Below are 26,828 nucleotides of genomic sequence, written 5' to 3'. Positions count from 1 at the left end.
CTCTTGCGAATCACATAAGTGCGTGCTTATGTGATTCCATGTACGAGAACGATATATTCAACGATATATTCCGGGCGCTTGCCGATCCGACGCGGCGGATGATTTTCGAAAAGCTGGCATCGGGCAGCATGAATGCAAGCGCGCTGCGGGAAGGCATGAAGATCAGCCAGCCCGCAATGTCGCAGCATCTGGCGGTGCTGCGCGGCGCGGGACTGGTGCGTGAGGAACGCGCGGGGCGCTTCGTCAATTACGAGGTCGATCCGCACGGACTGATGCTCATCGCGAACTGGCTGGCGAAATACCGCGCCTATTGGCCGGAACGTATCGACGCTCTCAAAACCTTGCTGAAGGATATGGACCAATGACCGACCGGCAGGAAGAACCGCGTGGAAAAGGCATCGAGCTGGAATATGCACTGGATGCGGCGCCGCAGAAAGTGTGGCGCGCGATCAGCATTCCGGAGTTTCGCGAAAACTGGCTTCCATCCGGGGCCTTGGCCGAACCGGAGCCTCTATCCTGCAAACCCGGTGAGGAGATCAGCTACCGGATGCGGGAAAGCGAACCACCCTTTCTGGAAAGCACTGTCACGTTTCGCATTGTCCCGGACATTTCCGGCGGCACTTGTCTGCGCGTCATCCATGTGCTGAGCGACACGCGCCTGAAACGCGTCGCGGCGGTGGCCGCCAACAGCAACCGGGTGGCGACGATGCGAGCAGCCTAGAGCGGTTCCTGTTTTAACAGAATCGTCGGAACCGCTCTAACTATTTGTTTTGTCGCATTTGCCTCACGCAAAACCGTTTCACACTTTTGCTGGAAATGCTCTAAACCATCCACCTCCCCCCGAAGTTCTGGAAGAGAGGAGTTCGCCGATGCGCGAAACGATGCAACTCGTCCCTATGGTCGTCGAACAGTCGAGCCGTGGCGAACGGTCCTTCGATATCTATTCACGCCTGCTGCGCGAAAGGATCATCTTTCTCAATGGCGAGGTGAATGACAGCCTGTCCGCCCTGATCTGCGCGCAATTGCTGTTTCTGGAAGCGGAAAACGCAAGGCAGCCGATCAATCTCTATATCAACTCGCCGGGCGGCGTTGTCACCAGCGGCTTCGCAATCTATGACACGATGCGCTATGTCCGTGCGCCCGTGCATACGCTTTGCATGGGGACGGCCCGTTCGATGGGCTCCTTCCTGCTGATGGCCGGGGAGCCCGGCCATCGTGCCGCCCTTCCCAATGCAAACCTGCTTGTTCACCAGCCCTCCGGCGGCTTTCAGGGGCAGGCATCCGACATCTTCATCCATGCCGAGGAAGCCCAACGAACCAAGCGGCTGATGACGCGTCTTTATGCCGAACATTGCGGGCGCACCTATGAAGAAGCAGAACGCGCGCTTGACCGCGATAATTTCATGACCGCCGAACAGGGGCTCGAATGGGGGCTGATCGACCGCATAGTGGAACGGCGGGAACTCCCGGCGGCGTGACGCCGCAGGGAAGCCTCACGTCTCTGCCGATGCCTTCTTTTCCCCGGCCTTTCCCCTTGGAACGGAAACGCTGTCCGGCATGTTCGAATGCAGGAAATGCAGCAATGTGTCCTGAAGGCCTTCCAGGCGGTGAATGCATTCACGCCAGCCAAAGGGCACATCCTTCGGGATCGGCGGAAGGCGATGCGGATCTTCGCTCGCCTCCACCGAGCAATTGCCGATGACGATCTGCAAGGCATTCGCCAGCCATTCCGGCGGCTCCGTCTCCTTCTTTCGCAGCGCATTGCCCAGCGCCTCGCCGAAAAGAAGCGCCGCCGCATAAAGACGGATGCCGCGCCGCTCATAGCGGCTTGCCATGTCGGTGATTTCATGCGCCGCCAGACGCCCGCGAAGCGACCAGCGCGCATCGCTGCGCGCAAGCGCAAGCCCGTCGCCCAGCGCCACCACCGCGCGATGCGCCTCGATGAACTGGGTGATGGCGGTGTTGGCTTCTTCCGGATTGTCATCCTTGAGCACGATCGCGGACCGGCGCAATCCATCGGCAACCGGGTCCAGAAGGCCGCGCACCGCGCGGTCTATTACCTGCACCGGGTCGGGCGTCATCAATATCTGGCTGAACATCAGCCCGACACCCGCCCCGACCACCACATCGGTCAACCGTGTCAGGCCCGCCTCCTGCGGGCCCATCGCCAGCACCAGAATGGCCGAAACACCGGCCTGGATGGGAATGGCGGGCGCCGTGCCGAATGAGGTGGCAAGCACCATGGCCACAAATGCCACCACGCCCGTATGCAGAACCGATATCGTCTGCGGCAAAAACAGCGAAAGCTCCGCCACCACCACGCCCGTCGTGACGCCCAGCACCACGCGAATTGCCTGCTTGCCGTGGTTGGGCAAGTTGGGCGCAAGGCAGGCAACCCCCGTCACCATGGCGAAAATCGGCTTTGGCTGACCAAGCAGAACCTGACAGATCAGCCAGGCCAGACTGCCCGCCACGCAGGCCATCAGTGAATCGCGCCAGCTTGCCGACCAGTGCTGCACCGTCTTCGCAATGATTTGCTGCATGAGCATCCTCATCTTCTTCGGCCTTTCCTGCCGGAAAAGCCGCTACAAAAACGAAACGGCCCGCCAGACATTAAAGGCGAAACCGTTCCCGAACGATGAGACGCTATCTATGGCGGCAGTTAATATGCTCAAGTGCTAAAATACGTTTCATATTGATCCGGCTTGAAACCGACCGTCAGCTTTCCGTCGTGATCGAGCACCGGACGCTTGACCATGGAAGGCTGCGCCAGCATCAGTTCCCGCGCCTTGGCGGCATCGACGGTCCGGCGCTCTTCTTCCGGCAGTTTGCGAAATGTCGTCCCAGCCCGGTTGAGCAATTGTTCCCACGGAATAGATTTCAGGAAACGGTCCAGCGTTTCGCCGTCGAGCCCTTCCTTCTTGTAATCGTGAAAGGCGTAATCGATGCCGTGGTTTTCAAGCCAGCTGCGCGCCTTCTTCATGGTGTCGCAGTTCTTGATCCCGTAGATGGTCACGCTCATATCCGACTCCTTCGATCGCTTTGTCGCGATCAAAAGCCATCGAAACCCCGGTTTCAACCTCTATCTGGAATCGTGAAAGATTATGCCCAGCGTATGCCGCTTGCCCGACCTGATGCGGCTGACACCATGCCGCATCCTGACGCGATAATCGCCGCGCGTGCCCTGCATCGGGCGGTCATTGACCGCGAAAACCACGCCATCCCCCTGCCTGAGCGGCACGACTTCCGCCCGGCTTTGCATGCGCGGGCGCTGTTCGGTCAGGACGAATTCCCCGCCCGTGAAATCCCTCCCAGGCTCGGAAAGCAGAATTGCAACCTGCAATGGAAAAGCGATGTCGCCGTAAATATCCTGATGCAGGCAATTATAGTCACCCTCGACATAGTGCAGGATGAGCGGCGTCGGGCGGGTCTGTCCTGCTGCGTGGCATCGGTCCAGAAATTCGTCATGGGTCGGGGGAAAACGGACATCCGATCCCAGCCGTTCGCTCCACCGATTGGCGATGGGCGCCAGCTGAAAATAAAGCTTCCGGCGCAGATTCCAAATTAAGGCAGGAATGGGATTTGCGTAATATTTGTATTCTCCGCGCCCAAAACCGTGTTTTCGCATCGAAATAACGGTCCGAAATGCGGCCAGATTGTAGTAGCCGGCGGCTAAATCACGGCAATCCTGCGGCGAAATCATGTTTTCAAGGATTGTGGTGCCGAACGCATCCAGTTCGGCACCCGCTTTTTGCCAGTCATAGGCGGCGATCTTGTCCACCTGCGCGGGTTCATGTCCGTTCATGCCTGGCGCTCCCGCTTCAGGAGATCGCGCTTGCGTTCGATGCCCCAGCGATAGCCGGAGATGCCGCCATCGTTGCGCACCACCCGGTGGCACGGAACCGCGACGGCGATCTTGTTGGCCGCGCAGGCCTGTGCCACCGCCCGCACCGATTTCGGTGCGCCTATCCGTTCGGCAATTTCGGTGTAACTCACTGTTTTTCCGACCGGAATTTCGCGCAAAGCCTGCCAGACGCGCTGCTGGAAGGCCGTTCCTTGCAGATCGAGCGGCAGGCTGAGCCCAATGCGCGGCGCTTCGACGAAACCGACCACCTCGGCCACCATATCCTCGAAATCGCGGTCCGCGCCGATGAGATTGGCCTGCGGAAACCGCTTTTCCAGATCGCGGATCAGTTCTTCCGGGTCGTCACCCATCAAAATAGCACAGACGCCCTTGTCGCTTGCGGCCACCAGCACGGCGCCAAGCGCCGACTGGCCGATGGCGAAACGAATATCCGCATTCTTGCCGCCCTGCCTGTAAGCCTTTGGCGTCATTCCCAAAATCCCGTTCGAAGCCTCATAGAAACGGCTGCTGGAATTGTAACCGGCATCATAGATGGCATCGGTGACGCGGATTTCCGGCGCATCGAGTGCCGCCCGCATCCTTTTCGCGCGATGCGCATCGGCATAGGCTTTCGGGGTCAGCCCCGTGAATTCCTTGAATATACGATGGAAATGGGCCGGGCTTGCCTTTACGGATGCGGCTATTTCTTCAAGCGAGGGCACTTCTTCCGCCGTCTCGATGAAGCGGCAGGCGCTTGCGACCATGTCGGCATGGCGGGTGCCGTTCTGCGTCGCCAAGGTTGCGGAAAGATGCGGCTTGCAGCGCATGCAGGGCCGGAAACCGGCGCGTTCCGCATCCTCGCATCGATCGAAAAACTGCACATTTTCGCGCCTTCCGCGCCGCGACGGGCATGATGGGCGGCAATAGACGCCGGTGGTGCGCACCGCATAGACAAATGCACCGTCCGACGCCTTGTCGCGGTCCAGCACCTTCTGCCAGCGATTTTCGTCGGGATCGTTTGTGTTCATGGTCATAAGGTTCATGTCCGTATTCCTTCAATATGAGTATGAAGGAAGGCTAATGCCACCGCGCCGAAGCGACACTCCGCTGCTTGCTTTCAAATTCGAGACAGCGCCGTTGCACAGTCTGTTCACAAATAAGGCTCATGCAAGCTTCGATCTTTTATACCATGATGCGAAAAGCAGACAGGGAGAGGACCATGACGACAATCGGCTTCATCATCGATGGCAGGGAAACCGCATCCGCATCGGGCAAGACATTCGACCGCAAGGACCCGGTGACTGGAAAAATCGCCACCACCGCGCCTGCGGCCAGTCTCGCCGATGTCGATGCGGTTGCGAAAGCCGCCGCGAAAGCCTTTGAAAGCTGGTCTGAAACCGGGCCGAACGAACGCCGTTCGCTTCTGAACAAGGCGGCTGACCTGATGGAAAGCCGGGCCGGTGAATTCACCCGCCTCATGCTGGAGGAAACCGGCGCCACCGCCCCATGGTCGGGCTTCAATGTCCATCTTGGCGCCGGTGTGCTGCGCGAGGCCGCAGCGCTCACCACACAGATCACCGGCGAGATCATCCCGTCCGACAAGCCCGGCATTGTTTCCATGGCCGTGCGCCAGCCGGTCGGCGTGGTGCTCGGCATGGCGCCATGGAACGCGCCGATCATTCTGGGCGTGCGCGCGATTGCAGCAGCCCTTGCCTGCGGCAATACGGTTATCCTGCGGTCGTCGGAATCCTGCCCCGGCGTTCATCACCTGATCGTCAGGACGCTGAACGATGCAGGCTTTCCTGCCGGTGTGGTCAATGTCATTTCCAATGCGCCAGAAGATGCGCCGGAAATCGTCGCGGCCCTTGTCGCCCATCCGGCGATCCGCCGCATCAATTTCACCGGCTCCACCCATGTCGGCAAGATCATCGCCAGACAGGCCGCGGAACATCTGAAGCCGGTGCTTTTGGAACTGGGCGGCAAGGCGCCCTTCATCGTGCTGGAGGATGCCGATCTCGACCAGGCGGTCGATGCGGCTGCCTTCGGTGCCTTCATGAATCAGGGCCAGATCTGCATGTCCACGGAACGCTTCATCGTGCATGAGACAGTGGCGGATGCCTTTGCGGAAAAGCTTGCCGCCAAGGCCAGAAGCCTGCCCGCCGGCGATCCGCGCGGCCATGTCGTTCTCGGTTCGCTGGTCGATCTCAAATCGGCCGAGCGCATGGATGCCCTCATCAAGGATGCGGTGGCGAAAGGCGGCAAGGTTCTGGCGGGCGGCAAGCGCGAAGGTTCCATCGTCGAGGCGACGATCATCGATCACGTGACGCCGGATATGGATATCTATGCGCAGGAATCCTTCGGGCCGGTGAAACCCATCATCCGCGTCAAGGATGCCGAAGAGGCGATCCGCGTGGCCAACGACACCGAATACGGCCTCTCATCAGCGATCTTCAGCCAGGATGTGAAACGGGCGCTGGCGCTTTCGAAAAAGCTGGAAACCGGCATCTGCCACATCAACGGCCCGACGGTCGCCGACGAAGCGCAAATGCCTTTCGGCGGCGTGAAATCCTCCGGCTATGGCCGTTTCGGCGGAAAGGCCGTCATCAACGAGTTTACCGACCTGCGCTGGATCACCATCGAAGGCCCGCAGCATTATCCGTTTTGAAGCAGAAAGGGCGGAGTTTTACTCTGCCCTTTCGTCCACCATTTCCGGTCAGGACTTTCGCGCGTCCTTGATCGCCTCGATCAGTTCCTGCTCCTTCAGCACGCCGCCATAGAGCTTGGTGCCAATGACGAAGGACGGGGTGCCGCCGAAATTGAAGGCTTCACCCTGATCCATATTGCGTTTGAGAATGGCGTTGATGCGCTTGGAATCGGCCTTATAGGCCGCATTGAGCTTTGCCGGATCAAGCCCGCCCTTCTTCAGTGCCGCATCCACCTGTTCCGGCGTGAGACGGCCCGGCGTTGCCATCAAGGCTTCCATCGCCTTCACATAGTCGCCGGATTTTTCCGCAGCCAGAACGAGGCGCGCGGCATAGGCAGACGTGTCGCCGAAGATGATCCAGTCCTTCATGACAAGGCGGACATTGCCGTCATTCTTGACCACACGCATCAGCTCGCCATGTCCCTTCTTGCAGTAAGGGCATTGGTAGTCGAAATATTCCACGATGGTGACATTGCCGTTCGGGTTGCCCAGAACGGGAATTTCCTTGTCGTACAGCACTTCCGCGACCGTCGGCACGCGCTGCGCAAGGCTTTCACCGCCCGAAAGCGCAATCGTTGCCGCACCGGCTGCGGTGGCGGCCAGTATCTGACGGCGGTTCATCATGAGCTTGCTCCTTTGCCCGATTGGGCCTTGTCCAACACGACGACACGCGCACCGGCGGGGGCGCGCTTGTAAAGATCGAGGATGTCCTGATTATAGAGGCGGATGCAGCCGGACGACGCAGCCTTGCCGACCGACCAGGGCTCGTTGGTGCCGTGGATGCGGTAAAGCGTGTCCTTGCCATCGCGATAAAGATAAAGCGCGCGGGCACCAAGCGGATTGCGGATGCCGCCTTCCAGCCCTTTCGCGTATTTTGCGTAATGTTCCGGATTGCGCTTGATCATGTTGGCGGTCGGCGTCCAGCGTGGCCACTGCGACTTGTAGGCGACCCTGGCATCGCCCTTGAAAGCCAGACCGGCGCGACCGACGCCCACCGAATAACGGATCGCCTTGCCGCCCGGCTGCACGAGATAGAGATAGCGCGCATGAGGATCGACCACGATGGTCCCGGCCGGTTCCGTCGTCGCATAGTCGATTTCCCGGCGCAGATTGCGTTCCGCGATCTTGTTGAGGTCAAGCGCGGGAATGAGATTGCCGCGATCGTTCACCGCGCCATACATGGTCTCATATTCGCTCTTTGCCGTCTGCACTTCTGGTGCCGGTTCAACAGCAGCAGGCTCCGGTATGAAGGCCACCGGCTGCGGCATGGTGACGGCAATCGGTCGATCCGCGGATGCCGTCGTGCAGGCTGCGGCAACAAAAGGCAGGCAGGCCACAAGCGCGATCCGCATCAGGGATGCCCGCGCATCCCGCTTTTCATCCGATATAGTCAATTCCAAAGCCCCCAGGCCGTTTTCAACATATTGATCATTGTTTCCGGCCATCGCCCACAAGGCCGACCGAACGTTCGATAGAGGCGGTCGTGATATCGCCCACCAATCTGGTTCCCTCCGGCTCCTTGCTGATGCGGTCGAAGAAGATCATCGTCGGCGGTCCCGCCACGCCAAGCCTTGCCATCAGATCGGCATTGCCGCCGGTGAGCTGCGAAACATCCGCCTTGATGAGCTGATAGCCACCCAGCGCCTTCTTCACGTCAGCATCGGGCAAAACCCGGCGCTCCACGGTGGAACAGCTCACGCACCAGTCCGCCGTGAAATAGATCAGCGTCGGCTTGTCGCCGCGCGCCTTGCCAAGTTTCTCCTGAAGGGAAGAAACCGTCTCGACCGGCGCAAATTGCAGCGCGGCCGGAGTCTGGTTGCCGCCACGGTTAGCGAATGCGGCCAGCGGTTGCAACGGGTCTTTTCCACCCGAAGCCACGCCAAGCATCAAAATGACACCGTAGACGAAGGCCGCCGTGCCGATTGTGCGCGCCACAACGGAGCGTCCCGGAATTTTGAGAAAGGCAAAGCTTGCAGTCCCGAAAAGCAGGAGCGCCCACAGCACCATGTCCACGCCGGGCGGCAGAAGCGGCGCGGCCATGAAGATTGCGGTTGCCAGAAAACCGAAGCCGAAAATCTGCTTCACCGTTTCCATCCATGCGCCTGCGCGCGGAAGCGTGCCCGCACCCAGCGTGGCAAAAGCAATGAGCGGCAACCCCTTGCCGATGCCGAGCGCAAAAAGGGCGGCAGCGCCGAGCGCGACATTGGCCGTCTGCGCGATATAGAGCAGCGCGCCCGCAAGCGGCGCCGTCACGCAAGGGCCGACAATCAGCACCGACGAGAAGCCGAGAATGGCTGCCGAGCGTTTTGAACCCGTGCGCTGGCCGGTACGCGAAGAAATCGCGCTGACCCAGGAATTTGGAAGCTGGATCTGGAACAGGCCGAACATGGAGAGCGCCAGAAGCGTGAAGATTCCGGCCAGTGCAAGGGCAGTCCATTTCGATTGCAGCACCATCTGGAGGTTTTGCCCCGACCAGCCCGCAATTGCGCCCACCATGGCAAAGCCCAGGGCAAGGCTGACGACATAGACGGAAGACAGCACAAAGCCGCGTTTTGCCGTCAGCTTCTCCCCTTCCCGCGCCAGTGTTCCGGCGAGGATGGGATAGATGGGAAAAACGCACGGCGTGAAAGCAAGCAGAACGCCGAAAGCCAGAAATGCCGCGATCACCAGCCCGGTGCCGCCCCGATCGAGCAGCCCTTCGACCAGACCCTTTTCGGGCGCAAGGGTGAAGGCCGTATTCTGCGGCGTGGGTTGCGATGCAGCTGGCGCAAATGCCGATGCCTGCGCCAGCGCCTTTGCCTTTTGCCCTTTCTCGCTCGATATTGCGAGCGTGACAGGATCGATGGTTCTGGTTTCCGGGCGGTAGCAGATGCCGTCTTCCTGACAGCCCTGATAGGTCAGTTCCAGCGGCTTGCCATCCGTTTCGATGCTGGCTGCGGCATGGGTGTAATAGACTTCAAGCCGCCCGAAATTCGGATCGTCCTTGGGCTGGCCGGGTTGCGTGTCGACGGCAAGCGCATTTCCCTGCCCGTCCTTCGCTTCTATGTGGTCGCGATAAAGATAATAACCGTCCGCGATCTGCCAGTTGAATACCAGACGGCCATCCGCGTCCTTCGCGACATTGAGGCGGAAAGCCTGACCGACCGGCAGCGGGTTCGCGGCCAATGCCGGGCCAAGCGCGAGAAACAAACTGATGAACAAGCCGGCGAGGCTCGCAAGGAAACGCATTACGATTGTCCGCATAAATTCGATTCGGTCAAATTGATCCATATTGCAAAAGGCGAATGCTCCGGCCACCTTAAGGCAGCCTTAAGGTAGCGCAGGGAAAAGCCCCCATGCTTCTAGTTGTCAATCAAGGCGGAAACAGGAACTCATGCGCATACTCGTGGTGGAAGACGACACGATCCTTCTCGACGGACTGACCGTGGGGTTGGGGCTTGCCGGTTTCACCGTGGATGCCGTGTCGAATTGCGGCGATGCGCAAGCAGCCCTTGCCGCCCAGAATTACAACGCCGTGGTGCTCGACCTCATGCTGCCGGACGGCTCCGGCCTCGATATCCTCAAGACGATGCGGCGGGCGCGCGACGAGACGCCGGTTCTCCTGCTGACCGCCCGCGATCAGGTGCCAGAGCGCATTGCAGGGCTCGATGCGGGGGCTGATGATTATGTCGGCAAGCCCTTCGATCTGCATGAGCTTGCAGCCCGCGTGCGCGCCGTCGCCCGGCGCGGCGCCGGGCGCGCCAATGCCCTGCTTGAATGGCGCGGCGTCGAACTCGATCCGGCGGAAATGTCGGTGCGTTTCCACGGCGAACCCGTCCGGCTGACACGGCGCGAATTCTCGATCCTGCGCGCCTTGATGGAACGGCCGACCGCCACCTTCTCCAAATCCTCGCTGGAGGAAGCGCTTTACGGCTGGCAGGAAGAAGTGGAAAGCAATGCGGTGGAAGTCCATATCCACCATCTGCGCTCCAAGCTCGGTTCCGACTATATCGAAACCGTGCGCGGGGTCGGCTATCGTCTGGCGGGGGCAAGCATATGAATTCCATTCGCAGCCGCCTGACCGGCATCCTCATCGGCGTCACCTGTCTTGTCTGGCTTTTTGCCGTGGTGTGGATCAACAGCAGCACCCAGTCGCAGCTTGAAAAAGTGCTCGATGCGCGCCTCATGGAAGCCGCGCGCATGGTCAATTCGCTTTTGACCGAGCATCGCGTGGAGGTGGGACCGGAAGGGGACGGCGGGCAATTATCGCTGAAGCCGATGCCGGATTTTCCGCTCTATGACCGGCAGCTGTTCTGCCAGATATGGGCGCTCGACGGCAGTTTGGTGGGCCGCTCCGAAAGCGCGCCCGGCGTGCGGCTCACCAATGTCGCCAACGGCTTTTCCAATACGGAAGTCGCGGGCGAGCGCTGGCGCGTGTTCGCCGTTGAAAATACCCAGCTTGGCCTGCGCGTCATGGTGGGCGACAGCCTGAGCATTCGCGAAAGGCTGGTGCAGAATGTCGTGACCGGCCTTGTCCTGCCAGCGCTCCTGATGCTGCCCGTTCTGGCGCTCATGATCTGGCTGTGCGTGCGGCGCGGCCTCAGCCCGCTGAGCCGTCTTGCCTCCGTGCTGTCCAAACGGCGGGCCGAGGATTTGCGCCCGCTGCCCGAACAGAACCTGCCCAAGGAAATCGCACCTGCCGTCACGGCGCTGAACGGGCTTTTCCATCGTGTCGAAGAAGCGCGCGAGCGCGAGCGCAACTTTGCGATCTTTGCCGCGCATGAGTTGAAGACGCCGCTGGCCGGGCTGAAGACGCAGGCGCAGATTGCCGAGGGCGCGAAGGACGAGACAATGCGCGCCAATGCGGTGCGTCAGATCGCGGCGGGCGTCGACCGCACCAGCCGCCTCACCAACCAGCTTCTCGATCTCGCCGCGCTTGAGACCAGCGACGAACCGGAAACGCCGACATGCGAGGCCGCATGCCAGCTTCTGGCTGCGGTTTCCACCGACATGCGGATGCTTGCGGCCCAGCGCGGCGTTTCCATCGAACTGCCGCAAACCATGCCGCCGGTGCAGCTGCCCTTTCCGCATCTCTTCACGCTTGCAGCGCGCAATCTGATCGAAAATGCCGTCAACCATTCGCCGAAGGATGGCGTCGTGCGCTGCCGGGTCGAGGCGGAGGCGGGCAAGGTCAGGCTCATCGTGGAAGATGACGGGCCGGGCATTCCCGAAAGCGAAATGCCGCATGTGACGGAGCGTTTCTTCCGCGGCGCGCACCGCAATGAAACCGGCAGCGGTCTCGGCCTCGCCATCGTGAAAATGGCGGTTGAGCGGATGGGCGGCGCATTGCAGTTGCAAAACCGCCCGGAAGGCGGGCTGAGCGCATCGATCCTCGTGCCGGGCACGATTGCCGGATGACATAACACCCCATCCCGCATCATCGCCGTCGACGCATCCGCTGATTTCCATATCTTGCAATTGCGAACTATTTGCAATATGAAAGAAAGGTGACTTTTCTTTCGCGATGCAGGCAGGTCGAACGCCCTCTTCCCCGTGGCGGTCTTTCCTCTGCCGGAGAATGCAGCGGTTGCCGGTGGCAAGGCGCGGCTTAGAGCATTTCCAGCAAAAGCGCGAAGCGGTTTTGCGTGAGGAAAATGCGATAAAACAAAGAGTTAGAGCGGTTCTGGTGATTCTGTTAAAATAGGAACCGCTCCAGGAACGGGGTGTTTCGCCCGACAGGAACGGTGAGGCCGAACATGCTTTTCAAACCGAAATCCGAACGAAAAGACAAAAGCTCCGCGATGCGGACCGCCTCAAAAGTCAGGTCAATCCTGCGGCAGGCGGGCATTCGCCCGACGCGCCAGCGCGTGGCTCTCGGGCGATTGCTGTTTCTTGAGCAACACCGGCATGTAACGCCGGATGCGCTTTACGACGAATCGCGGGCGGCGGGCGAAAGGCTTTCGGTGGCGACCGTCTACAACACGCTGAACCAGTTTGCCGAGGCCGGCCTCATCCGCAAGATATCCCTCAATGGCGAACGCACCTGTTTCGACACCGATACCGGCGACCACACGCATTTCTACATTGCCGCGGAAGACCGTCTCATCGACATTCCTTCGGAATCGATAAGCGTCGGCCCGCTCCCCGCCCCGCCTGCCGGCTATACGATCGGGAATGTCGATATCATGATCCGGCTGGAGCGGAATCACGACGAGCCCTGAAGACGGCTCTTCTCCCTATTTTTCGGGCCTTCCGGCAGGTGTCTTTGATTTAGATCAATGACAGCCGCCCCTTGAGCGCCGATAGGAAACCTATCGCTATGGCTGTCTCATCCGAGACGGCTTTTGTCATGCGCTGCGAGGGGATTTCATGAACTACGCCGCTGGAACAGTCCTTTCCGGTCTGGGAGCGCTTTTTGCCGTGCTTCTGGCCGGATTTTCCCATGATGAGCTGTTCAGAACCCATATGTGGATTCTGTTCGCTACACTGGCCATCTTCACCATTCTTCTGATGCGAAATGCCGATTACGGCCTGACGCCAAAAAAGGTCGACCAGTCCACCTATATGGACGGCCCGATCCGTTATGGCGTCATCGCAACGGTTTTCTGGGGTGTCGCCGGTTTTCTGGTCGGCGTGCTCATCGCCGCACAGCTTGCTTTTCCCGATCTCAACCTGCAGCCCTATTTCAATTTCGGCCGCCTGCGTCCGCTGCACACCTCGGCGGTGATCTTCGCATTCGGCGGCAATGCGCTGATCTGCTCGTCATTCTATGTCGTGCAGCGCACCTGCCGCGCCCGCCTTTTCGGCGGCGACCTCGCATGGTTCGTGTTCTGGGGCTACCAGCTTTTCATCGTGATGGCCGCGACCGGCTATCTGCTCGGCATCACGCAGAGCCGCGAATATGCCGAACCCGAATGGTATGTCGACATCTGGCTCACCATCGTCTGGGTCGCTTATCTGGTCGTGTTCATGGGCACGATCCTGAAGCGCAAGGAGCCGCATATCTATGTGGCCAACTGGTTCTACCTGTCCTTCATCATCACCATCGCCATGCTGCACATCGTCAACAATCTGGCGATCCCGGTTTCCTTCCTCGGCGTGAAAAGCTATTCGGCCTTTGCCGGCGTGCAGGATGCGGTGACGCAATGGTGGTACGGGCATAATGCCGTTGCCTTCTTCCTCACCGTGCCGTTCCTGGCCATGATGTATTATTTCGTCCCGAAGCAGGCAGAGCGTCCGATCTATTCCTATCGCCTGTCGATCGTGCACTTCTGGTCGATCATCTTCCTCTATATCTGGGCCGGCCCGCACCATCTGCACTATACCGCCGTTCCCGACTGGGCGCAGACGCTGGGCATGGTCTTTTCCATCATGCTGTGGATGCCGTCCTGGGGCGGCATGATCAACGGCCTGATGACGCTTTCGGGCGCATGGGACAAGGTCCGCACCGATCCGATCATCCGCCTCATGGTTGCGGCCATCGCCTTCTACGGCATGGCGACCTTTGAAGGCCCGATGCTGTCGATCAAGGCCGTCAATTCGCTGTCGCACTATACCGACTGGACCATCGGTCACGTTCATGCGGGCGCGCTCGGCTGGAACGGCATGATCTCGTTTGCCGCCGTCTATTATCTGGCGCCGAAACTGTGGAACCGTCAGCGGCTCTATTCGATCCGCATGGTCAACTGGCACTTCTGGCTCGCCACGCTCGGCATCGTTCTCTATGCCGCCGCCATGTGGGTGGCCGGCATCCAGCAGGGCCTGATGTGGCGCGAATACGACGACCAGGGCTTCCTCGTCTATTCCTTCGCGGAAACCGTGCTCGCCATGTTCCCCTATTACGTCATCCGTACGCTTGGCGGCGTGTTCTACCTCGCCGGCGGACTGCTGATGGCCTGGAACGTCTATCAGACCATTCGCGGCAATCTGCGCAACGAAGCCCCGATGGGCGGCACCCGTCCTGTGGCCGGTGCGGCCATGCAGCCTGCCGAATAAGGAGCGTGTGATTTATGTCTATATTAAAGAACCACTCCAAGCTGGAGAAAAACGCAACGCTGCTGCTGATCGCATCGCTCGCCGTGGTCACGGTCGGCGGCATCGTTGAAATCGCACCGCTCTTCTATCTCGAAAACACCATCGAGAAGGTGGAGGGCATGCGCCCCTATTCCCCGCTGGAACTCGCGGGCCGCGACATCTATGTGCGTGAAGGCTGCTACCTTTGCCACAGCCAGATGATCCGCCCGTTCCGCGACGAGGTGGAGCGCTACGGCCATTACAGCCTTGCGGCGGAATCCATGTATGACCACTCCTTCCAGTGGGGCTCCAAGCGCACGGGGCCGGATCTTGCGCGCGTGGGCGGCCGTTATTCGAACGAGTGGCACGTGCAGCACCTCATCCGCCCGCGCGACGTGGTGCCGGAATCGGTCATGCCGAGCTATGCCTTCCTGAAGGACCGCCCGCTGGAAGCCGCCAACATTGCCGCCAATCTGAAGGCCAATGTGGCAGTCGGCGTGCCCTACAGTCAGGACATGATCGACAATGCGCTTGAGGACCTGAAGGCGCAGGCCTCGCCGGATGCCGATACATCCGGCGTGGAGGAGCGCTATCCCAAGGCCAGGGTTGGTGATTTCGACGGCAATCCGCAGATGATCTCGGAGATGGACGCGCTCATCGCCTATCTCCAGATGCTGGGCACGCTTGTCGATTTCTCGACCTACGACCAGTCCCCCAAGGCGCGATAAGGCGGAGATCTAGCGATGGATTACAACACCTTGCGTACTTTCGCCGACAGCTGGGGCCTGCTTGCCATGGCGCTCTTCTTTGTCTTTGTCGTTCTTTTTGCCTTCCGTCCGGGAAGCAAGAAGAAGGCCGACGAAGCAAAGGAAATTCCATTCAAGGACGACAAAAATGACTGACAAACAGATCGATGAAGTCAGCGGCGTATCGACGACCGGCCACGAATGGGATGGCATCAAGGAACTCGACAATCCCATGCCCCGCTGGTGGCTGTGGACCTGGTATGCGACGATTTTCTGGGCCATTGCCTATGTGATCGCCTATCCGGCCTGGCCGCTCATCTCCAGTTCCACCGGCGGCCTGCTTGGCTGGTCGAGCCGCGGCGCGCTGCAACAGGAAATGCAGCAGGTGGCCGCGGAAAAACAGGGCATCATCGACCAGATCAAGGCCAAGGACGTGCACGAGATCATGGCGAATGAGAACCTTCGCCAATATGCGATCGCCGGCGGCGCCGCTGCCTTCCGCGTCAACTGCGTGCAGTGCCACGGCTCCGGCGCGCAAGGGGCGCCCGGCTATCCGAACCTCAATGACGACGACTGGCTGTGGGGCGGTTCCATCGACGACATCCTGACGACCATCCGCCATGGCGTGCGCTCGAAGGACGATGACGATACCCGCCTTTCCGAAATGACGGCCTTTGCCGACGTTCTGGAACCGCAGCAGATCCGCGATGTCGCAGCCTATGTGGTGAGCCTTTCCGGCACGCCGCACAATCCCGACATGGTGCCGGAAGGGCAGAAGGTCTTTGCGGAAAACTGCGCCGTCTGCCACGGCGCGGACGCCAAGGGCCTGCGCGAGTTCGGCGCACCGAACCTCACGGATGCCATCTGGTTCTATGGTTCGGGCGAGGACGCCGTCATACGTCAGGTCTCGCATCCAAAGCACGGCGTCATGCCCGCATGGGAAGCACGCCTTGGCGATGCAACCGTCAAACAGCTTGCCATCTTCGTCCATTCGCTGGGCGGTGGTGAATAAAGTGAAGGGAGTAAGGCAGTAGGGGAATAGGGGAGTATGTTCTGGTTGTGAATATCAGAAACGACGCACCCATTTCTCATACTCCCTTACTCCCCTATTCCCCTACTCCCCTTGAGCCCCTGAGCTTGCCGAAGGCCCAGTGCGGCAGGAGCCAGAAAAATGTCAGACGATGTCGAACGCATTGACGTTCAGGCAGTCAACTCCCCCAAGACCCGCCAATCGCTCTATGCGGCGCGGGTGAAAGTGTTTCCGAAGCGCGTGCAGGGCACGTTCCGGCGCTTCAAGTGGCTCGTCATGCTCGTGACGCTGGGCATCTATTACCTGACGCCGTGGCTGCGCTGGGATCGCGGCCCCTATGCGCCCGATCAGGCCGTGCTGATCGACCTTGCCAATCGCCGCTTCTATTTCTTCTTCATCGAAATCTGGCCGCAGGAATTCTACTACGTCGCGGGTCTCCTCATCATGGCGGGCCTCGGCCTGTTTCTCGTCACTTCCGTCGCGGGCCGCGCCTGGTGCGGCTATACATGTCCGCAGACCGTCTGGGTCGATCTCTTCCTCGTTGTCGAGCGCGCCATAGAAGGCGACCGCAATGCCCGCATGAAGCTCGACAAGGCGCCATGGACCTTCGACAAGGCCTGGAAGCGCGTGACGAAACATTCCATCTGGATCGTCATCGGCGTGCTGACAGGCGGCGCATGGATTTTCTATTTTGCCGATGCGCCGCAGCTGCTGATCGATTTTGTGACCGGAAAGGCGGCGCCCGTCGCCTATTTTACCGTCGCGATCCTCACCGCCACCACCTATATTTTCGGCGGGCTGATGCGCGAGCAGGTCTGCACCTATATGTGCCCGTGGCCGCGCATCCAGGCCGCGATGCTGGACGAGAATTCGCTCACCGTCACCTATAATGACTGGCGCGGCGAACCGCGCTCGCGCCATTCCAAAAAGGCGATTGCCGCTGGCGAAACCGTGGGCGATTGCGTGGATTGCAATGCCTGTGTCGCCGCCTGCCCGATGGGTATCGATATTCGCGACGGCCAGCAGCTCGAATGCATTACCTGCGCGCTGTGCATCGATGCCTGCGATTCCGTCATGGACAAGGTGGGCAAGCCGCGCGGCCTCATTTCCTATGCGACGCTTGCCGATTACGATTTCAATATGGCGCTTGCGACCAATAATGGCACGGCTTCCGTCGATCCGGCCCGCGTCTATGAAGCGCCGCACAGGTTCTCGGACAAGGTGCAGAACCTGTCGTGGAAGAAGGTGCTGCGCCCGCGCAGCATGTTCTATTTCGCGGTCTGGGCGCTGATCGGCCTCACCCTCGTCATCTCGCTTTCGATGCGCCAGCGCATCGGCATCAATGTGCTCCACGACCGCACGCCGCAATATGTGCTTCTGTCGGACGGTTCGATCCGCAATGGCTATACGGTCAAGCTGCTCAACATGATCCCGACGCCGCGCACCTTCCGGCTTTCCATCGAGGGACTGCCGGGCGCAACGCTGACCGTTCAGGATGAAACCGCGGATGCGGACGGCAATTACGATGTGCCGGTGGAGCCGGACCGGCTGAAGACGTTGCGCGTCTTCGTCACCATGCCGCATGATGCGATTACCGATCCGCGCCACGACTATGAAATCGAAGTGCGCGACGCGGACGGCGCGGAACATGCGCGCTACAAGGCAGTTTTCATGGCACCGGAGGGCAGATAATGTCGACGCAGTCGAAAACATCAGGCGCATTTACCGGCTGGCACATGCTGGGCATCATGCTCGCCTTCTTCGGCGTCATCATCGCCGTCAATCTGATCATGGCCTATAACGCCATCCATAGCTGGAGCGGGCTTGTCGTCCAGAACACCTATGTCGCCAGCCAGGAGTTCAACGAAAAGGCCGAGACCGGCAAGGAACAGGCCGCGCTGAACTGGCAGTCGAAGCCAGCCTTTGCAAACGGCGTCTTTACCTGGCAGCTGGCCGACCGCGACGGCAAGGCTGTCGCCATGACCGGCGGCACGGTGGAGTTCAAGCGCCCGGTCGGCGACGTGAACGACACCAAGGTCACGCTCACGGTTCGCGAACCCGGCGTGCTGACCGCGCCGCTGCAACTTGGTGAAGGCGCATGGATCATGGAAGTCAATGCCGATGCGGGTCTTGAAGACCCCTATCGGCACATCATCCGCGTTCTGGTGAAGAACGGGAGAATCCTATGAGCTGCTGCGTCGAGAATGCGCGAGCTACGACCCTCGTTCAGGCCGTTTCGGCCGATGAAATGCAGATTGCAAGCCGCGCGCTCGGCGACGGCCTGCGCCAGCTCGACCTGTCGGTGCCCGGCGTTCATTGCGGGTTGTGCATCAAGACCATCGAGGAGGCGCTCGGCAAGATTTCGGGCGTTGCCTATGTTCGCGTCAACCTGACGGCGCGCCGCGTCACCCTGCGCTGGAAGGACGGCGAGACGCCGCCCGATGTAGTCGACCCGTTGCGCAGGCTGGGCTATGAAGCCCATATTTTCGACATGGCGCAGGACAAGGACCCGACCTTCACCCGGCTTCTGATCGCGCTTGGCGTCGCCGCCTTTGCTTCCAGCAATGTGATGCTGCTATCCGTTGCGGTCTGGTCGGGCGCGGATGCCGCGACACGCGACATGTTCCACTGGATTTCCGGGCTGATCGCCCTGCCGACGCTGATCTATTCGGGCCGCATCTTCTATGTTTCCGCGTGGAATGCGCTGCGCACGCGGCGCGTGAATATGGATGTGCCGATTGCGCTCGCCATCACGCTTGCCTTCGGCATGAGCGTCTATGAAACCCTGCATCATGGCCAGCACGCCTATTTCGATGCATCGGTGACGCTGCTGTTCTTCCTGCTGATCGGCCGCACGCTCGACTATATGATGCGCGCCCGCGCCCGGTCCGCCGTGCGCGGTCTGGCGCAGCTCGGCTCACGCGGCGCGGTGGTGATCGGCGAAAATGACGAACGCAATTACCTGCCGGTCAACGAAATCCGCCCCGGAATGCGCATCATCCTTGCGGCTGGCGAGCGCGTGCCCGTGGATGCCAAGGTGGAGGAAGGCCGTTCGGAACTCGATTGCGCCATTGCATCGGGTGAAAGCGATGCGGTGCCTGTCGGCCCCGGCTCGGATATCCGCGCCGGCACGCTCAATCTTTCCACACCGCTTGTCATTCGCGCGACGGCGGAAGCAAAGGACTCCTTCCTTGCCGAAATGGTGCGGCTGATGGATGTGGCCGAAGGCGGACGCGCCTATTATCGCCGTCTTGCTGACCGTGCTTCTGAGCTTTACGTGCCGATGGTGCACACGATTGCCTTCGCGGCCTTTGTCGGCTGGATGATCTATACCGGCGGCGACTGGTATCGCTCAATCTATATCGCGATCTGCACCCTCATCATCACCTGCCCCTGCGCGCTTGCCCTTGCAGTGCCGATCGTGCAGGTGGTCGCGGCGCGCCGCCTGTTCGAAAACGGCATCATGATCAAGGACGGCTCCGCCATGGAGCGGATGGCCGAGGTGGACACCGCCATTTTCGACAAGACCGGCACATTGACCCTCGGTCAGCCGCGGCTGATCAATGCCGATGCGATTGATCCCCATAATCTGGAGATCGCCGCGGAACTGTCGCTTTATTCTCGCCATCCATTGTCGCGGGCGCTGGCGTTGTTCTCGGGCGCAAAACCGATGATGGCCTTTACCCGTATCGAGGAAGTGCCGGGTGCCGGCATCGAAGCCGAACTGAACGGCGCCGTCTATCGGCTTGGCAAGCGCGACTGGGCGGACAAGAGCGCCGCCCTGCCCCATGCCGACGGCCCCGAGACTTGCCTTTCCATCGACGGCAAGCTGGTCCAGACCTTCCGCTTTGAGGATAGCCCGCGTGAGGACGCTGCCGGAGCCATTGCCACACTGAAGCGCAACGGGCTGAAGCTGCGCATCATTTCCGGCGACAAGCAGCCTGCCGTCGAGAGGCTTGCCGGTTATCTCGGCGTCGACAATTTCAAGGCCGAGGTCCTGCCTGCCGATAAGTCGGAACTGGTGCAGAAACTGTCAGCGGAAGGAAGCAAGGTGCTGATGGTGGGCGACGGCCTCAACGATGCGCCCGCGCTTGTCGCGGCCCACGTGTCCATGGCCCCTGCAACCGCAGCCGACATTGGCCGCAATGCCGCCGATTTCGTCTTCCTGCGCGAAAGCCTGTCTGCCGTGCCGCTCGCCTTTGCCGTATCGAAGGAAGCGGGCAAGCTCATCAGCCAGAATTTTGCACTTTCCATCGGCTATAATATCATTGCCGTGCCGATTGCCGTTTTCGGCTATGTCACCCCGCTGGTGGCCGCACTGTCCATGTCGCTGTCGTCCATCGTGGTCGTCAGCAACGCATTGCGGTTGCGGGCCGGAAAACAAAAGCAACAGACGCAGAAAGCCATCGCGCCTGCTGCCATCATCAAGGAAGCGCACAAATGAGCGGGCTTATCTTTCTCATTCCCATCGCGCTGTTTCTGGGCCTGCTCGGCCTCGTCGCCTTTCTCTGGTCGTTGAAAAACGGCCAGTATGACGATCTGGATGGAGCCGCGAACCGGATCCTGCTCGATGACGAAACTACTCCACTATCAAAATCGCGCGTAGATCATTGACATTGGTGCCGGTCGGACCCGGCACGAACAGATCGCCGATGGCGTCGAATGCCGTCCATGCATCATTGGCATTGAGCCGCGCCGCGCCGTCCTCGCCCGCTTTCTGCAAGCGCGAAACCGTGGAACCATCGGCGAAAGCGCCTGCATTATCTTCCGAACCGTCAATGCCGTCCGTATCGGCGGCGAGCGCATGGATATTGTCATAACCATCGATATCGAGGGCGAAAGACAGCAGGAACTCGCTGTTGCGTCCGCCCTTGCCGCCCTTGCCGCGAATGGTGACGGTGGTTTCGCCGCCTGACAGAATGACCACCGGCTTTTTGAACGGGCGGTCGCGGTCGGCCACCTCGCGGGCAATCGCCGCGTGGACATGCGCCACTTCCCGCGCCTCGCCTTCGATCGCGTCGGACAGGATCACCGCTTCCACACCATGGCGCGCGGCCTCCTTCACCGCCGCCTCCAGCGAAACGGCGGCGGAAGCAATGACGCGCACCTCGTTCCGGGCGAAAATCTCATCCCCCGGCTTCGGCGCATGGGCGGCTTCGCTCCTGATATGGGCAAGGACGGCTTCGGGCAAATCCAGCCGATAGCGCTCGATGATCTTCAAAGCTTCATCGCGATTTGTCTCATCCGGCACGGTCGGGCCGGAAGCCACGAAGGCCGGATTGTCGCCGGGAATATCCGAGACAACGAGCGAGAACACCTTTGCCGGATGAGCGGCGGCGGCAAGCCTGCCGCCCTTGATGGTGGACAGGTGCTTGCGAACAGCATTCATGGCCGAAATCGGCGCGCCGGAGGCAAGCAATGCCTTGTTGACGGTGATTTCGTCCTCCAGCGTCAGGCCTTCCGGCGGTGACGGCAACAGGGCAGACCCGCCACCGGAGATGAGCGCCACCACGAGGTCATCTTCCGTCAGGTTCGACACGGCATCGAACAGCCGCCCGGCGGCGGCAAGCCCCGCCTCATCGGGAACCGGATGCGCCGCCTCGATGATCTCGATGCGCTCGCAAGGCGCGCCATAGCCATAGCGCGTGACCACCACGCCTTCCAATGGAGCGTCATGCTTTTCGGCCCACGCCCGCTCGAAAGCCGCCGCCATCTGCGCCGAGCCCTTGCCCGCACCGATGACAATCGTGCGTCCCTTCGGCTTTGCCGGAAGATTGGCGCGGATCACCAGTTCGGGATCGGCCGCCGCAACGGCTGCATCGAACAGGCTGGTCAGAAATTTCTTCGGATCGGTGATGGCAGTCATGAGTTTCCCGATGCTGGCATGTTACGGCGGCACTATTCCCCGCCCGAGATCTAAAATCAATGGAGCCGGCCACCTCCTCCAGCAGCCAGCTCCACCCTCTCCCTCCAGAGAGTTCGCCTGGGACGTCAAGCTACGTTGTGGTTTGCCATTCTCTCCAGCGCGCGCACCAGACCCGAATGGTCGAGACCGTCATCCCCATGCGCCGCGCAGGAATTGAACAGTTCCTGTGCCGTGGCCGTGTTCGGCAGCGAAACACCGAGCGCCTTTGCGCCTTGCAGCGCAAGGTTCAAATCCTTCTGGTGCAGCGAAATGCGGAAACCGGGATCGAAAGTGCGCTTGATCATGCGTTCGCCGTGGACTTCCAAAATGCGCGACGATGCAAAGCCGCCCATCAGCGCCTCGCGCACCTTTGCCGGGTCCGCGCCTGCCTTGGAAGCGAAAACCAGCGCTTCGGCAACCGCCTCGATGTTGAGCGCGACGATGATCTGGTTTGCAACCTTGGTCGTCTGGCCATCGCCGCAATCGCCGACGAGCGTGATGTTCTTGCCCATCAGCTTCAGGAGCGGCAGGGCGCGGTCAAACGATTCCTGCGAGCCACCCGCCATGATGGAAAGGCTGGCGTTCTTCGCGCCGACCTCGCCGCCGGAAACCGGCGCATCGATATATTCCGCACCCGTTGCGCGGACTTTCTTTGCAAATTCCTTCGTCTCGATAGGCGAAATCGAGCTCATGTCGATGAGCAGCTTGCCCTGGCCGAGACCGCCAATCGCGCCGCCCTCGCCGAAGATGACCTCGGCCACCTGCGGGGTGTCGGGAAGCATGAGAATAATGGTGTCGCATTCTTCAGCAACGGCCTTCGGCGTTTCCACAATTTGCAGGCCGTTATCGATCAGCTCCTGGCGCGGCGGCACACTATGCTTCGACGTGAAAAGCGCGTGGCCCGCATCCTGCAAATGACGCGCCATCGGCGTGCCCATGATCCCCAGTCCGATGAAGCCTATCTTGGCCATGTCGTTTACTCCCTCGTCAAAATTATGCAGTCAGCCGTTCGGCTTCATACTGTTTGAACCAGACCAGACCTTCCTCGGTGGTGGTCTTCGGCTTGTATTCACAGCCGATCCAGCCCTTGTATCCGGCGTTTTTCAGCGCTTCGAACACGTTCGGATAATTGATCTCGCCGGTGCCCGGCTCGTTGCGGCCCGGATTGTCGGCAAGCTGGATATGGGCGATCAGCGGCTTGTAGCGTTCATACGTGGCGATGAGTTCGCCGCGCGTGCGCTGCTGATGATAGAGGTCGTACTGGATGAACAGGTTATTGCTGCCCACTTCATCGATGATCGAAACCGCCTGCTCCACCGTGTTGAGATAGAAGCCTGGAATGTCATAGTGGTTGATCGGCTCGATCAGCAGGCGAATGCCGTGCTTGCCCAGTTCCTTGGCCGCCAGACGCAGATTGCTGACGAAAGTGGCGCGCAGCACATCCGGGTCCACGCCCTGCGGCGCAATGCCGGAAAGGCAGTTGACCTGCGAACAATTGAGCGTGGTGGCGTAATCGATGGCATCGGCCACGCCGCGCCGGAAATCATCGACGCGATCCGGCAGAACCGCAATGCCGCGCTCGCCGCCCGCCCAATTGCCCGCAGGCAGATTGTGCAGGACCTGCGCCAGATTGTGTTTCGCAAGTGCTGCCTTCAGCTCATGCCGGTTGAACTCATAGGGGAACAGATATTCCACCCCGGTGAACCCGGCCTTTGCGGCCAGCGCAAAGCGGTCCATGAAAGGCACTTCGTTGAAAAGCATGGTGAGATTGGCTGCAAATCTCGGCATTTCTCGTCTCCTCTGAATTAGTCCAATAATGCCGCAATCGCAGTCGGCGCATCTTCGCCACGTTCGGCCAGTTCCTCGAATTCGACAACCTGATCGATGTCGACACCCATGGAAATATTGGTAACGCGTTCCAGAATGAATTCCAGAACAACCGGCACCTGATGCTCGGCCATCAGCGCTTTTGCCTGTTCAAAACTCTCGGCAAACTGGTTGGGGCTGCGCACCCGGATCGCCTTGCAGCCGAGCCCTTCGGCGACAGCCACATGATCGACGCCATAGCCCTTTTCCGCATCGCCATCGGCATTGATGTTGTCGAAGGCAAGGCTCACCTCGAAATCCATGTTGAAGCCGCGTTGCGCCTGCCGGATGAGGCCGAGATAGGAATTGTTCACGACCACATGGATGTAGGGCAGCTTGTGCTGTGCGCCGACCGCCAGTTCCTCGATCAGGAACTGGAAATCATAGTCGCCGGACAGTGCAACGATCGGGCGATCGGGATCGGCGGCACGCACTCCGAGCGCCGCAGGCAGCGTCCAGCCAAGCGGACCGGCCTGACCGCAATTGATCCAGTTGCGCGGGCGATAGACATGCAGGAATTGCGCGCCCGCGATCTGGCTGAGGCCGATGGTCGTCACATAGCAGGTATCGCGGCCGAAGGCCTTGTTCATCTCCTCATAGACACGCTGCGGTTTCAGCGGCGTCTGGTCGAAATGCGTCTTGCGCAGCATGGTGCGTTTGCGTGTCCCGCATTCCTTGGCCCAGCCCGACCAGTCGCGCAGCCTGCCCGCCGACTTCCATTCGGTGGCAACATCGAGCAGCAGCTTCAGCGCCTTGCCCGCATCCGACACGATACCGAAATCCGGCGCGAAGACACGGCCGATCTGCGTCGGCTCTATGTCGATATGAATGAACTTGCGGTCCTTCCGATAGGTGTCGACATTGCCGGTATGGCGGTTCGCCCAGCGGTTGCCGATGCCGATCACGACATCGGATGCCAGCAGATTGGCGTTGCCGTAGCGGTGCGAGGTCTGGAGCCCGCACATGCCCGCCATCAGGCGATGATCGTCAGGAATGACGCCCCAGCCCATCAGGGTCGGGATGACAGGAATGCCGGTGATTTCGGCGAATTCGACCAGAAGGTCGGACGCATCGGCATTGATGATGCCGCCGCCAGCCACGATCAGCGGGCGTTCCGCCTCGTTCAGCATGGCGAGCGCCTTTTCGGCCTGCGCCCGCGTGGCGGCAGGCTTGTAGGCTTCCATCGGCTGGTAGGTGTCAATGTCGAATTCGATTTCGGCAAGCTGGACATCAATCGGCAGGTCGATCAGGACCGGACCGGGACGGCCCGACTTCATGACGTGGAACGCCTTCTGGAAGACATAAGGCACCAATGCCGGCTCCATGACCGTGACCGCCCATTTGGTGACGGGTGCTGCGATCCTGGCGATATCCACCGCCTGAAAGTCTTCCTTGTCGAGACGTGCGCGCGGGGCCTGCCCGGTGATGCAGAGGATCGGGATCGAGTCGGCGGAAGCCGAATAAAGACCCGTAATCATATCCGTCCCGGCGGGGCCGGACGTGCCGATGCACAGGCCGATATTGCCGTGCCTTGCACGGGTATAACCCTCGGCCATATGCGAAGCACCCTCGACATGACGCGCCAGAATGTGGCGGATCGAGCCGCGCGCCTTCATCGCCGAATAAAACGGGTTGATCGCTGCGCCCGGCACGCCGAAAGCGCAATTGATCCCTTCTCTTTCCAGCACAAACACGGCTGCATCGACTGCACGCATTCTGGCCATGGCCATTCCTCCTATGGAATCTATCTCCATTTACAAACATTATTACTCTAAAATGGAAATGCATACCATTATATGGAAATAAAGATTTTCAACGGAACGGAGATAATCCGCCGCTCCCTTTCCGACCGGCAATGGATGCGATAGTGGTATTTTCTGCGTTCAGGCGGGATTCGGAGACAGTCGATGGAACAGGCAAAGCCAAAGCGGGGCCGCAAGGCGGCGGAAAACGCAGCGCCCTCGTCTGTGCAGGTGCTGGACCGAAGCCTGAAGCTTTTGGCGCTGATTGCCGAAAATGACGGCTCGACATTGACCGACCTTGCCGATGAAAGCGGCATGGCGCCTTCCACCGTGCATCGGCTTCTGTCGTCGCTGGCCAATCATGGTATGGTTTCCCACGATCTGGAAAGCGGAGACTGGACCATCGGCGTCAAGGCTTTCGAGATCGGCAATGCTTTTCGCCGCTTTCGCAAGCTCGGCATTCTGGCGCGGCCCTATCTCAAGACATTGATGGAAACGACAGGCGAAACCGCCAATATCGGCATCGAGGATGGCGGCGATGTGGTGTTTATCTCGCAGATTGAAAGCCATGCGCCGATGCGCGCCTTTTTCCGGCCCGGACGGCGCGGACCGATCCATGCATCCGGCATCGGCAAGGCCATAGTGTCCACCTGGTCGGACACGGAAATCGCGCATGCGCTTTCGGGGCGCGCGCTGGAACGTTTCACGCAGCGCACGCTCGACAGCCTGCCCGCGCTCCTGAAAGACATTCAGGCAACCCGCACCCGCGGCTGGTCTATCGATGATGAGGAACACACGCTCGGCATGTGCTGCATCGCCGCGCCAATCTTCAACGAATATGGCGAGGCGATTGCCGGCATTTCCGTTTCCGGCCCCGCCGTGCGCCTGCCGAAGAAGAAGCTGGAGGAATTCGGGCCGCTGATCCGCGCAACCGCCGACGAGCTGACAAGAGCTATCGGCGGCAAGCGACCGGAAGAGTTTTAAAGCGCAGCGATGAAG

The 26,828-nt window shown here is 60.3% G+C and carries 27 protein-coding genes; 16 read left to right on the top strand and 11 right to left on the bottom strand.

The features are described from left to right. Nucleotides 1-38: 38 nt before the first annotated feature. From AVM02_RS08205 to AVM02_RS08195, 3 genes are all read left to right on the top strand, one after another. Nucleotides 39-365, top strand: coding sequence for an ArsR/SmtB family transcription factor (locus tag AVM02_RS08205; protein ID WP_411506478.1), 327 nt, complete (start codon nucleotides 39-41; stop codon nucleotides 363-365). Continuing rightward, nucleotides 362-721 carry an SRPBCC family protein gene (locus tag AVM02_RS08200; RefSeq protein ID WP_411506477.1) on the top strand — a complete coding sequence of 120 codons (360 nt, stop codon included), beginning with the start codon at nucleotides 362-364 and terminating at the stop codon, nucleotides 719-721. The genes AVM02_RS08205 and AVM02_RS08200 overlap by 4 nt, the downstream gene beginning before the upstream one ends. Nucleotides 722-869: 148 nt before the next feature. Continuing rightward, entirely contained in the window at nucleotides 870-1,478 is a 609-nt protein-coding gene (locus tag AVM02_RS08195; RefSeq protein WP_411506476.1) for an ATP-dependent Clp protease proteolytic subunit, read from the top strand. Between the two features lie 15 nt (nucleotides 1,479-1,493). On the opposite strand, the gene AVM02_RS08190 is transcribed toward AVM02_RS08195, so the two are convergent. The 4 genes from AVM02_RS08190 to ada all read right to left on the bottom strand — a co-directional run bounded on the left by AVM02_RS08190 (nucleotide 1,494) and on the right by ada (nucleotide 4,887). Continuing rightward, nucleotides 1,494-2,543, bottom strand: coding sequence for an FUSC family protein (locus AVM02_RS08190; protein ID WP_411506475.1), 1,050 nt, complete (start codon nucleotides 2,541-2,543; stop codon nucleotides 1,494-1,496). A gap of 128 nt (nucleotides 2,544-2,671) precedes the next feature. After that, a complete protein-coding gene (locus AVM02_RS08185) occupies nucleotides 2,672-3,022 on the bottom strand; it encodes an ArsC family reductase (RefSeq protein WP_411506474.1) in 351 nt (116 codons plus the stop codon). 60 nt (nucleotides 3,023-3,082) lie between these two features. Continuing rightward, entirely contained in the window at nucleotides 3,083-3,805 is a 723-nt protein-coding gene (locus tag AVM02_RS08180; RefSeq protein ID WP_411506473.1) for a 2OG-Fe(II) oxygenase, read from the bottom strand. Beyond that, the gene (gene ada / locus AVM02_RS08175) at nucleotides 3,802-4,887 is read right to left on the bottom strand and encodes a bifunctional DNA-binding transcriptional regulator/O6-methylguanine-DNA methyltransferase Ada (RefSeq protein ID WP_411506472.1); all 1,086 of its coding nucleotides are present in this window, start codon (nucleotides 4,885-4,887) and stop codon (nucleotides 3,802-3,804) included. The genes AVM02_RS08180 and ada overlap by 4 nt, the downstream gene beginning before the upstream one ends. A gap of 176 nt (nucleotides 4,888-5,063) precedes the next feature. Between ada and AVM02_RS08170 the strand changes: the two genes are divergently transcribed. After that, complete coding sequence (locus AVM02_RS08170; RefSeq protein WP_411506471.1) at nucleotides 5,064-6,509, top strand: aldehyde dehydrogenase; 1,446 nt, start codon at nucleotides 5,064-5,066, stop codon at nucleotides 6,507-6,509. Between the two features lie 48 nt (nucleotides 6,510-6,557). Here AVM02_RS08170 and AVM02_RS08165 read toward each other — a convergent pair whose 3' ends face one another. From AVM02_RS08165 to dsbD, 3 genes are all read right to left on the bottom strand, one after another. Next, a complete protein-coding gene (locus AVM02_RS08165; protein ID WP_411506470.1) occupies nucleotides 6,558-7,172 on the bottom strand; it encodes a DsbA family protein in 615 nt (204 codons plus the stop codon). Continuing rightward, nucleotides 7,169-7,900: a L,D-transpeptidase gene (locus AVM02_RS08160; RefSeq protein ID WP_411506537.1), complete on the bottom strand. Its 732-nt coding sequence runs from the start codon at nucleotides 7,898-7,900 to the stop codon at nucleotides 7,169-7,171. Before AVM02_RS08160 ends, AVM02_RS08165 begins: the two co-directional genes overlap by 4 nt. A 76-nt stretch (nucleotides 7,901-7,976) precedes the next feature. Next, nucleotides 7,977-9,776, bottom strand: a complete 1,800-nt coding sequence (gene dsbD / locus AVM02_RS08155) for a protein-disulfide reductase DsbD (RefSeq protein ID WP_411506469.1) — start codon at nucleotides 9,774-9,776, stop codon at nucleotides 7,977-7,979. 145 nt (nucleotides 9,777-9,921) lie between these two features. On the opposite strand from dsbD, the gene AVM02_RS08150 reads away from it, so the two are divergent. From AVM02_RS08150 to ccoS, 11 genes are all read left to right on the top strand, one after another. Further along, complete coding sequence (locus tag AVM02_RS08150) at nucleotides 9,922-10,587, top strand: response regulator (protein WP_411506468.1); 666 nt, start codon at nucleotides 9,922-9,924, stop codon at nucleotides 10,585-10,587. Further along, nucleotides 10,584-11,945: an ATP-binding protein gene (locus AVM02_RS08145; RefSeq protein WP_411506467.1), complete on the top strand. Its 1,362-nt coding sequence runs from the start codon at nucleotides 10,584-10,586 to the stop codon at nucleotides 11,943-11,945. The genes AVM02_RS08150 and AVM02_RS08145 overlap by 4 nt, the downstream gene beginning before the upstream one ends. A 338-nt stretch (nucleotides 11,946-12,283) precedes the next feature. Beyond that, the gene (irrA, locus tag AVM02_RS08140; RefSeq protein ID WP_411506466.1) at nucleotides 12,284-12,748 is read left to right on the top strand and encodes an iron response transcriptional regulator IrrA; all 465 of its coding nucleotides are present in this window, start codon (nucleotides 12,284-12,286) and stop codon (nucleotides 12,746-12,748) included. Nucleotides 12,749-12,896: 148 nt separating this feature from the next. Further along, a complete protein-coding gene (gene ccoN, locus AVM02_RS08135; protein ID WP_411506465.1) occupies nucleotides 12,897-14,522 on the top strand; it encodes a cytochrome-c oxidase, cbb3-type subunit I in 1,626 nt (541 codons plus the stop codon). A 14-nt stretch (nucleotides 14,523-14,536) separates the two neighbouring features. Continuing rightward, nucleotides 14,537-15,268, top strand: a complete 732-nt coding sequence (gene ccoO, locus AVM02_RS08130; protein ID WP_411506464.1) for a cytochrome-c oxidase, cbb3-type subunit II — start codon at nucleotides 14,537-14,539, stop codon at nucleotides 15,266-15,268. A gap of 15 nt (nucleotides 15,269-15,283) precedes the next feature. Further along, nucleotides 15,284-15,442, top strand: a complete 159-nt coding sequence (locus AVM02_RS08125) for a cbb3-type cytochrome c oxidase subunit 3 (RefSeq protein ID WP_139973434.1) — start codon at nucleotides 15,284-15,286, stop codon at nucleotides 15,440-15,442. After that, the gene (gene ccoP / locus AVM02_RS08120; RefSeq protein ID WP_411506463.1) at nucleotides 15,435-16,298 is read left to right on the top strand and encodes a cytochrome-c oxidase, cbb3-type subunit III; all 864 of its coding nucleotides are present in this window, start codon (nucleotides 15,435-15,437) and stop codon (nucleotides 16,296-16,298) included. Before AVM02_RS08125 ends, ccoP begins: the two co-directional genes overlap by 8 nt. A gap of 159 nt (nucleotides 16,299-16,457) precedes the next feature. Further along, on the top strand, nucleotides 16,458-18,008 hold the full coding sequence (ccoG, locus tag AVM02_RS08115) for a cytochrome c oxidase accessory protein CcoG (RefSeq protein ID WP_411506462.1): 1,551 nt from the start codon (nucleotides 16,458-16,460) through the stop codon (nucleotides 18,006-18,008). Further along, complete coding sequence (locus AVM02_RS08110) at nucleotides 18,008-18,505, top strand: FixH family protein (RefSeq protein WP_411506461.1); 498 nt, start codon at nucleotides 18,008-18,010, stop codon at nucleotides 18,503-18,505. The genes ccoG and AVM02_RS08110 overlap by 1 nt, the downstream gene beginning before the upstream one ends. After that, on the top strand, nucleotides 18,502-20,760 hold the full coding sequence (locus tag AVM02_RS08105) for a cation-translocating P-type ATPase (RefSeq protein ID WP_411506460.1): 2,259 nt from the start codon (nucleotides 18,502-18,504) through the stop codon (nucleotides 20,758-20,760). Before AVM02_RS08110 ends, AVM02_RS08105 begins: the two co-directional genes overlap by 4 nt. After that, nucleotides 20,757-20,930, top strand: coding sequence for a cbb3-type cytochrome oxidase assembly protein CcoS (ccoS, locus tag AVM02_RS08100; protein WP_411506459.1), 174 nt, complete (start codon nucleotides 20,757-20,759; stop codon nucleotides 20,928-20,930). Before AVM02_RS08105 ends, ccoS begins: the two co-directional genes overlap by 4 nt. Here ccoS and AVM02_RS08095 read toward each other — a convergent pair. From AVM02_RS08095 to gcl, 4 genes are all read right to left on the bottom strand, one after another. Beyond that, entirely contained in the window at nucleotides 20,896-22,182 is a 1,287-nt protein-coding gene (locus tag AVM02_RS08095; protein WP_411506458.1) for a glycerate kinase, read from the bottom strand. The genes ccoS and AVM02_RS08095 overlap by 35 nt on opposite strands. A 125-nt stretch (nucleotides 22,183-22,307) precedes the next feature. Beyond that, nucleotides 22,308-23,192: a 2-hydroxy-3-oxopropionate reductase gene (locus AVM02_RS08090; RefSeq protein ID WP_411506457.1), complete on the bottom strand. Its 885-nt coding sequence runs from the start codon at nucleotides 23,190-23,192 to the stop codon at nucleotides 22,308-22,310. Between the two features lie 22 nt (nucleotides 23,193-23,214). Next, on the bottom strand, nucleotides 23,215-24,009 hold the full coding sequence (hyi, locus tag AVM02_RS08085) for a hydroxypyruvate isomerase (protein WP_411506456.1): 795 nt from the start codon (nucleotides 24,007-24,009) through the stop codon (nucleotides 23,215-23,217). A 17-nt stretch (nucleotides 24,010-24,026) separates the two neighbouring features. Next, nucleotides 24,027-25,811, bottom strand: a complete 1,785-nt coding sequence (gcl, locus tag AVM02_RS08080) for a glyoxylate carboligase (RefSeq protein WP_411506455.1) — start codon at nucleotides 25,809-25,811, stop codon at nucleotides 24,027-24,029. A gap of 183 nt (nucleotides 25,812-25,994) precedes the next feature. Between gcl and AVM02_RS08075 the strand changes: the two genes are divergently transcribed. Beyond that, nucleotides 25,995-26,813 carry an IclR family transcriptional regulator gene (locus tag AVM02_RS08075; protein ID WP_411506454.1) on the top strand — a complete coding sequence of 273 codons (819 nt, stop codon included), beginning with the start codon at nucleotides 25,995-25,997 and terminating at the stop codon, nucleotides 26,811-26,813. Nucleotides 26,814-26,828: the final 15 nt, after the last annotated feature.

It is taken from the genome of Brucella anthropi (assembly GCF_046630315.1).
In the GTDB taxonomy this organism is placed as follows: Bacteria; Pseudomonadota; Alphaproteobacteria; order Rhizobiales; family Rhizobiaceae; genus Brucella; species Brucella anthropi_A.
The sequence above is the reverse complement of the archived record's forward strand: the minus strand, read 5'-3'. Positions and strand labels throughout refer to the sequence as shown.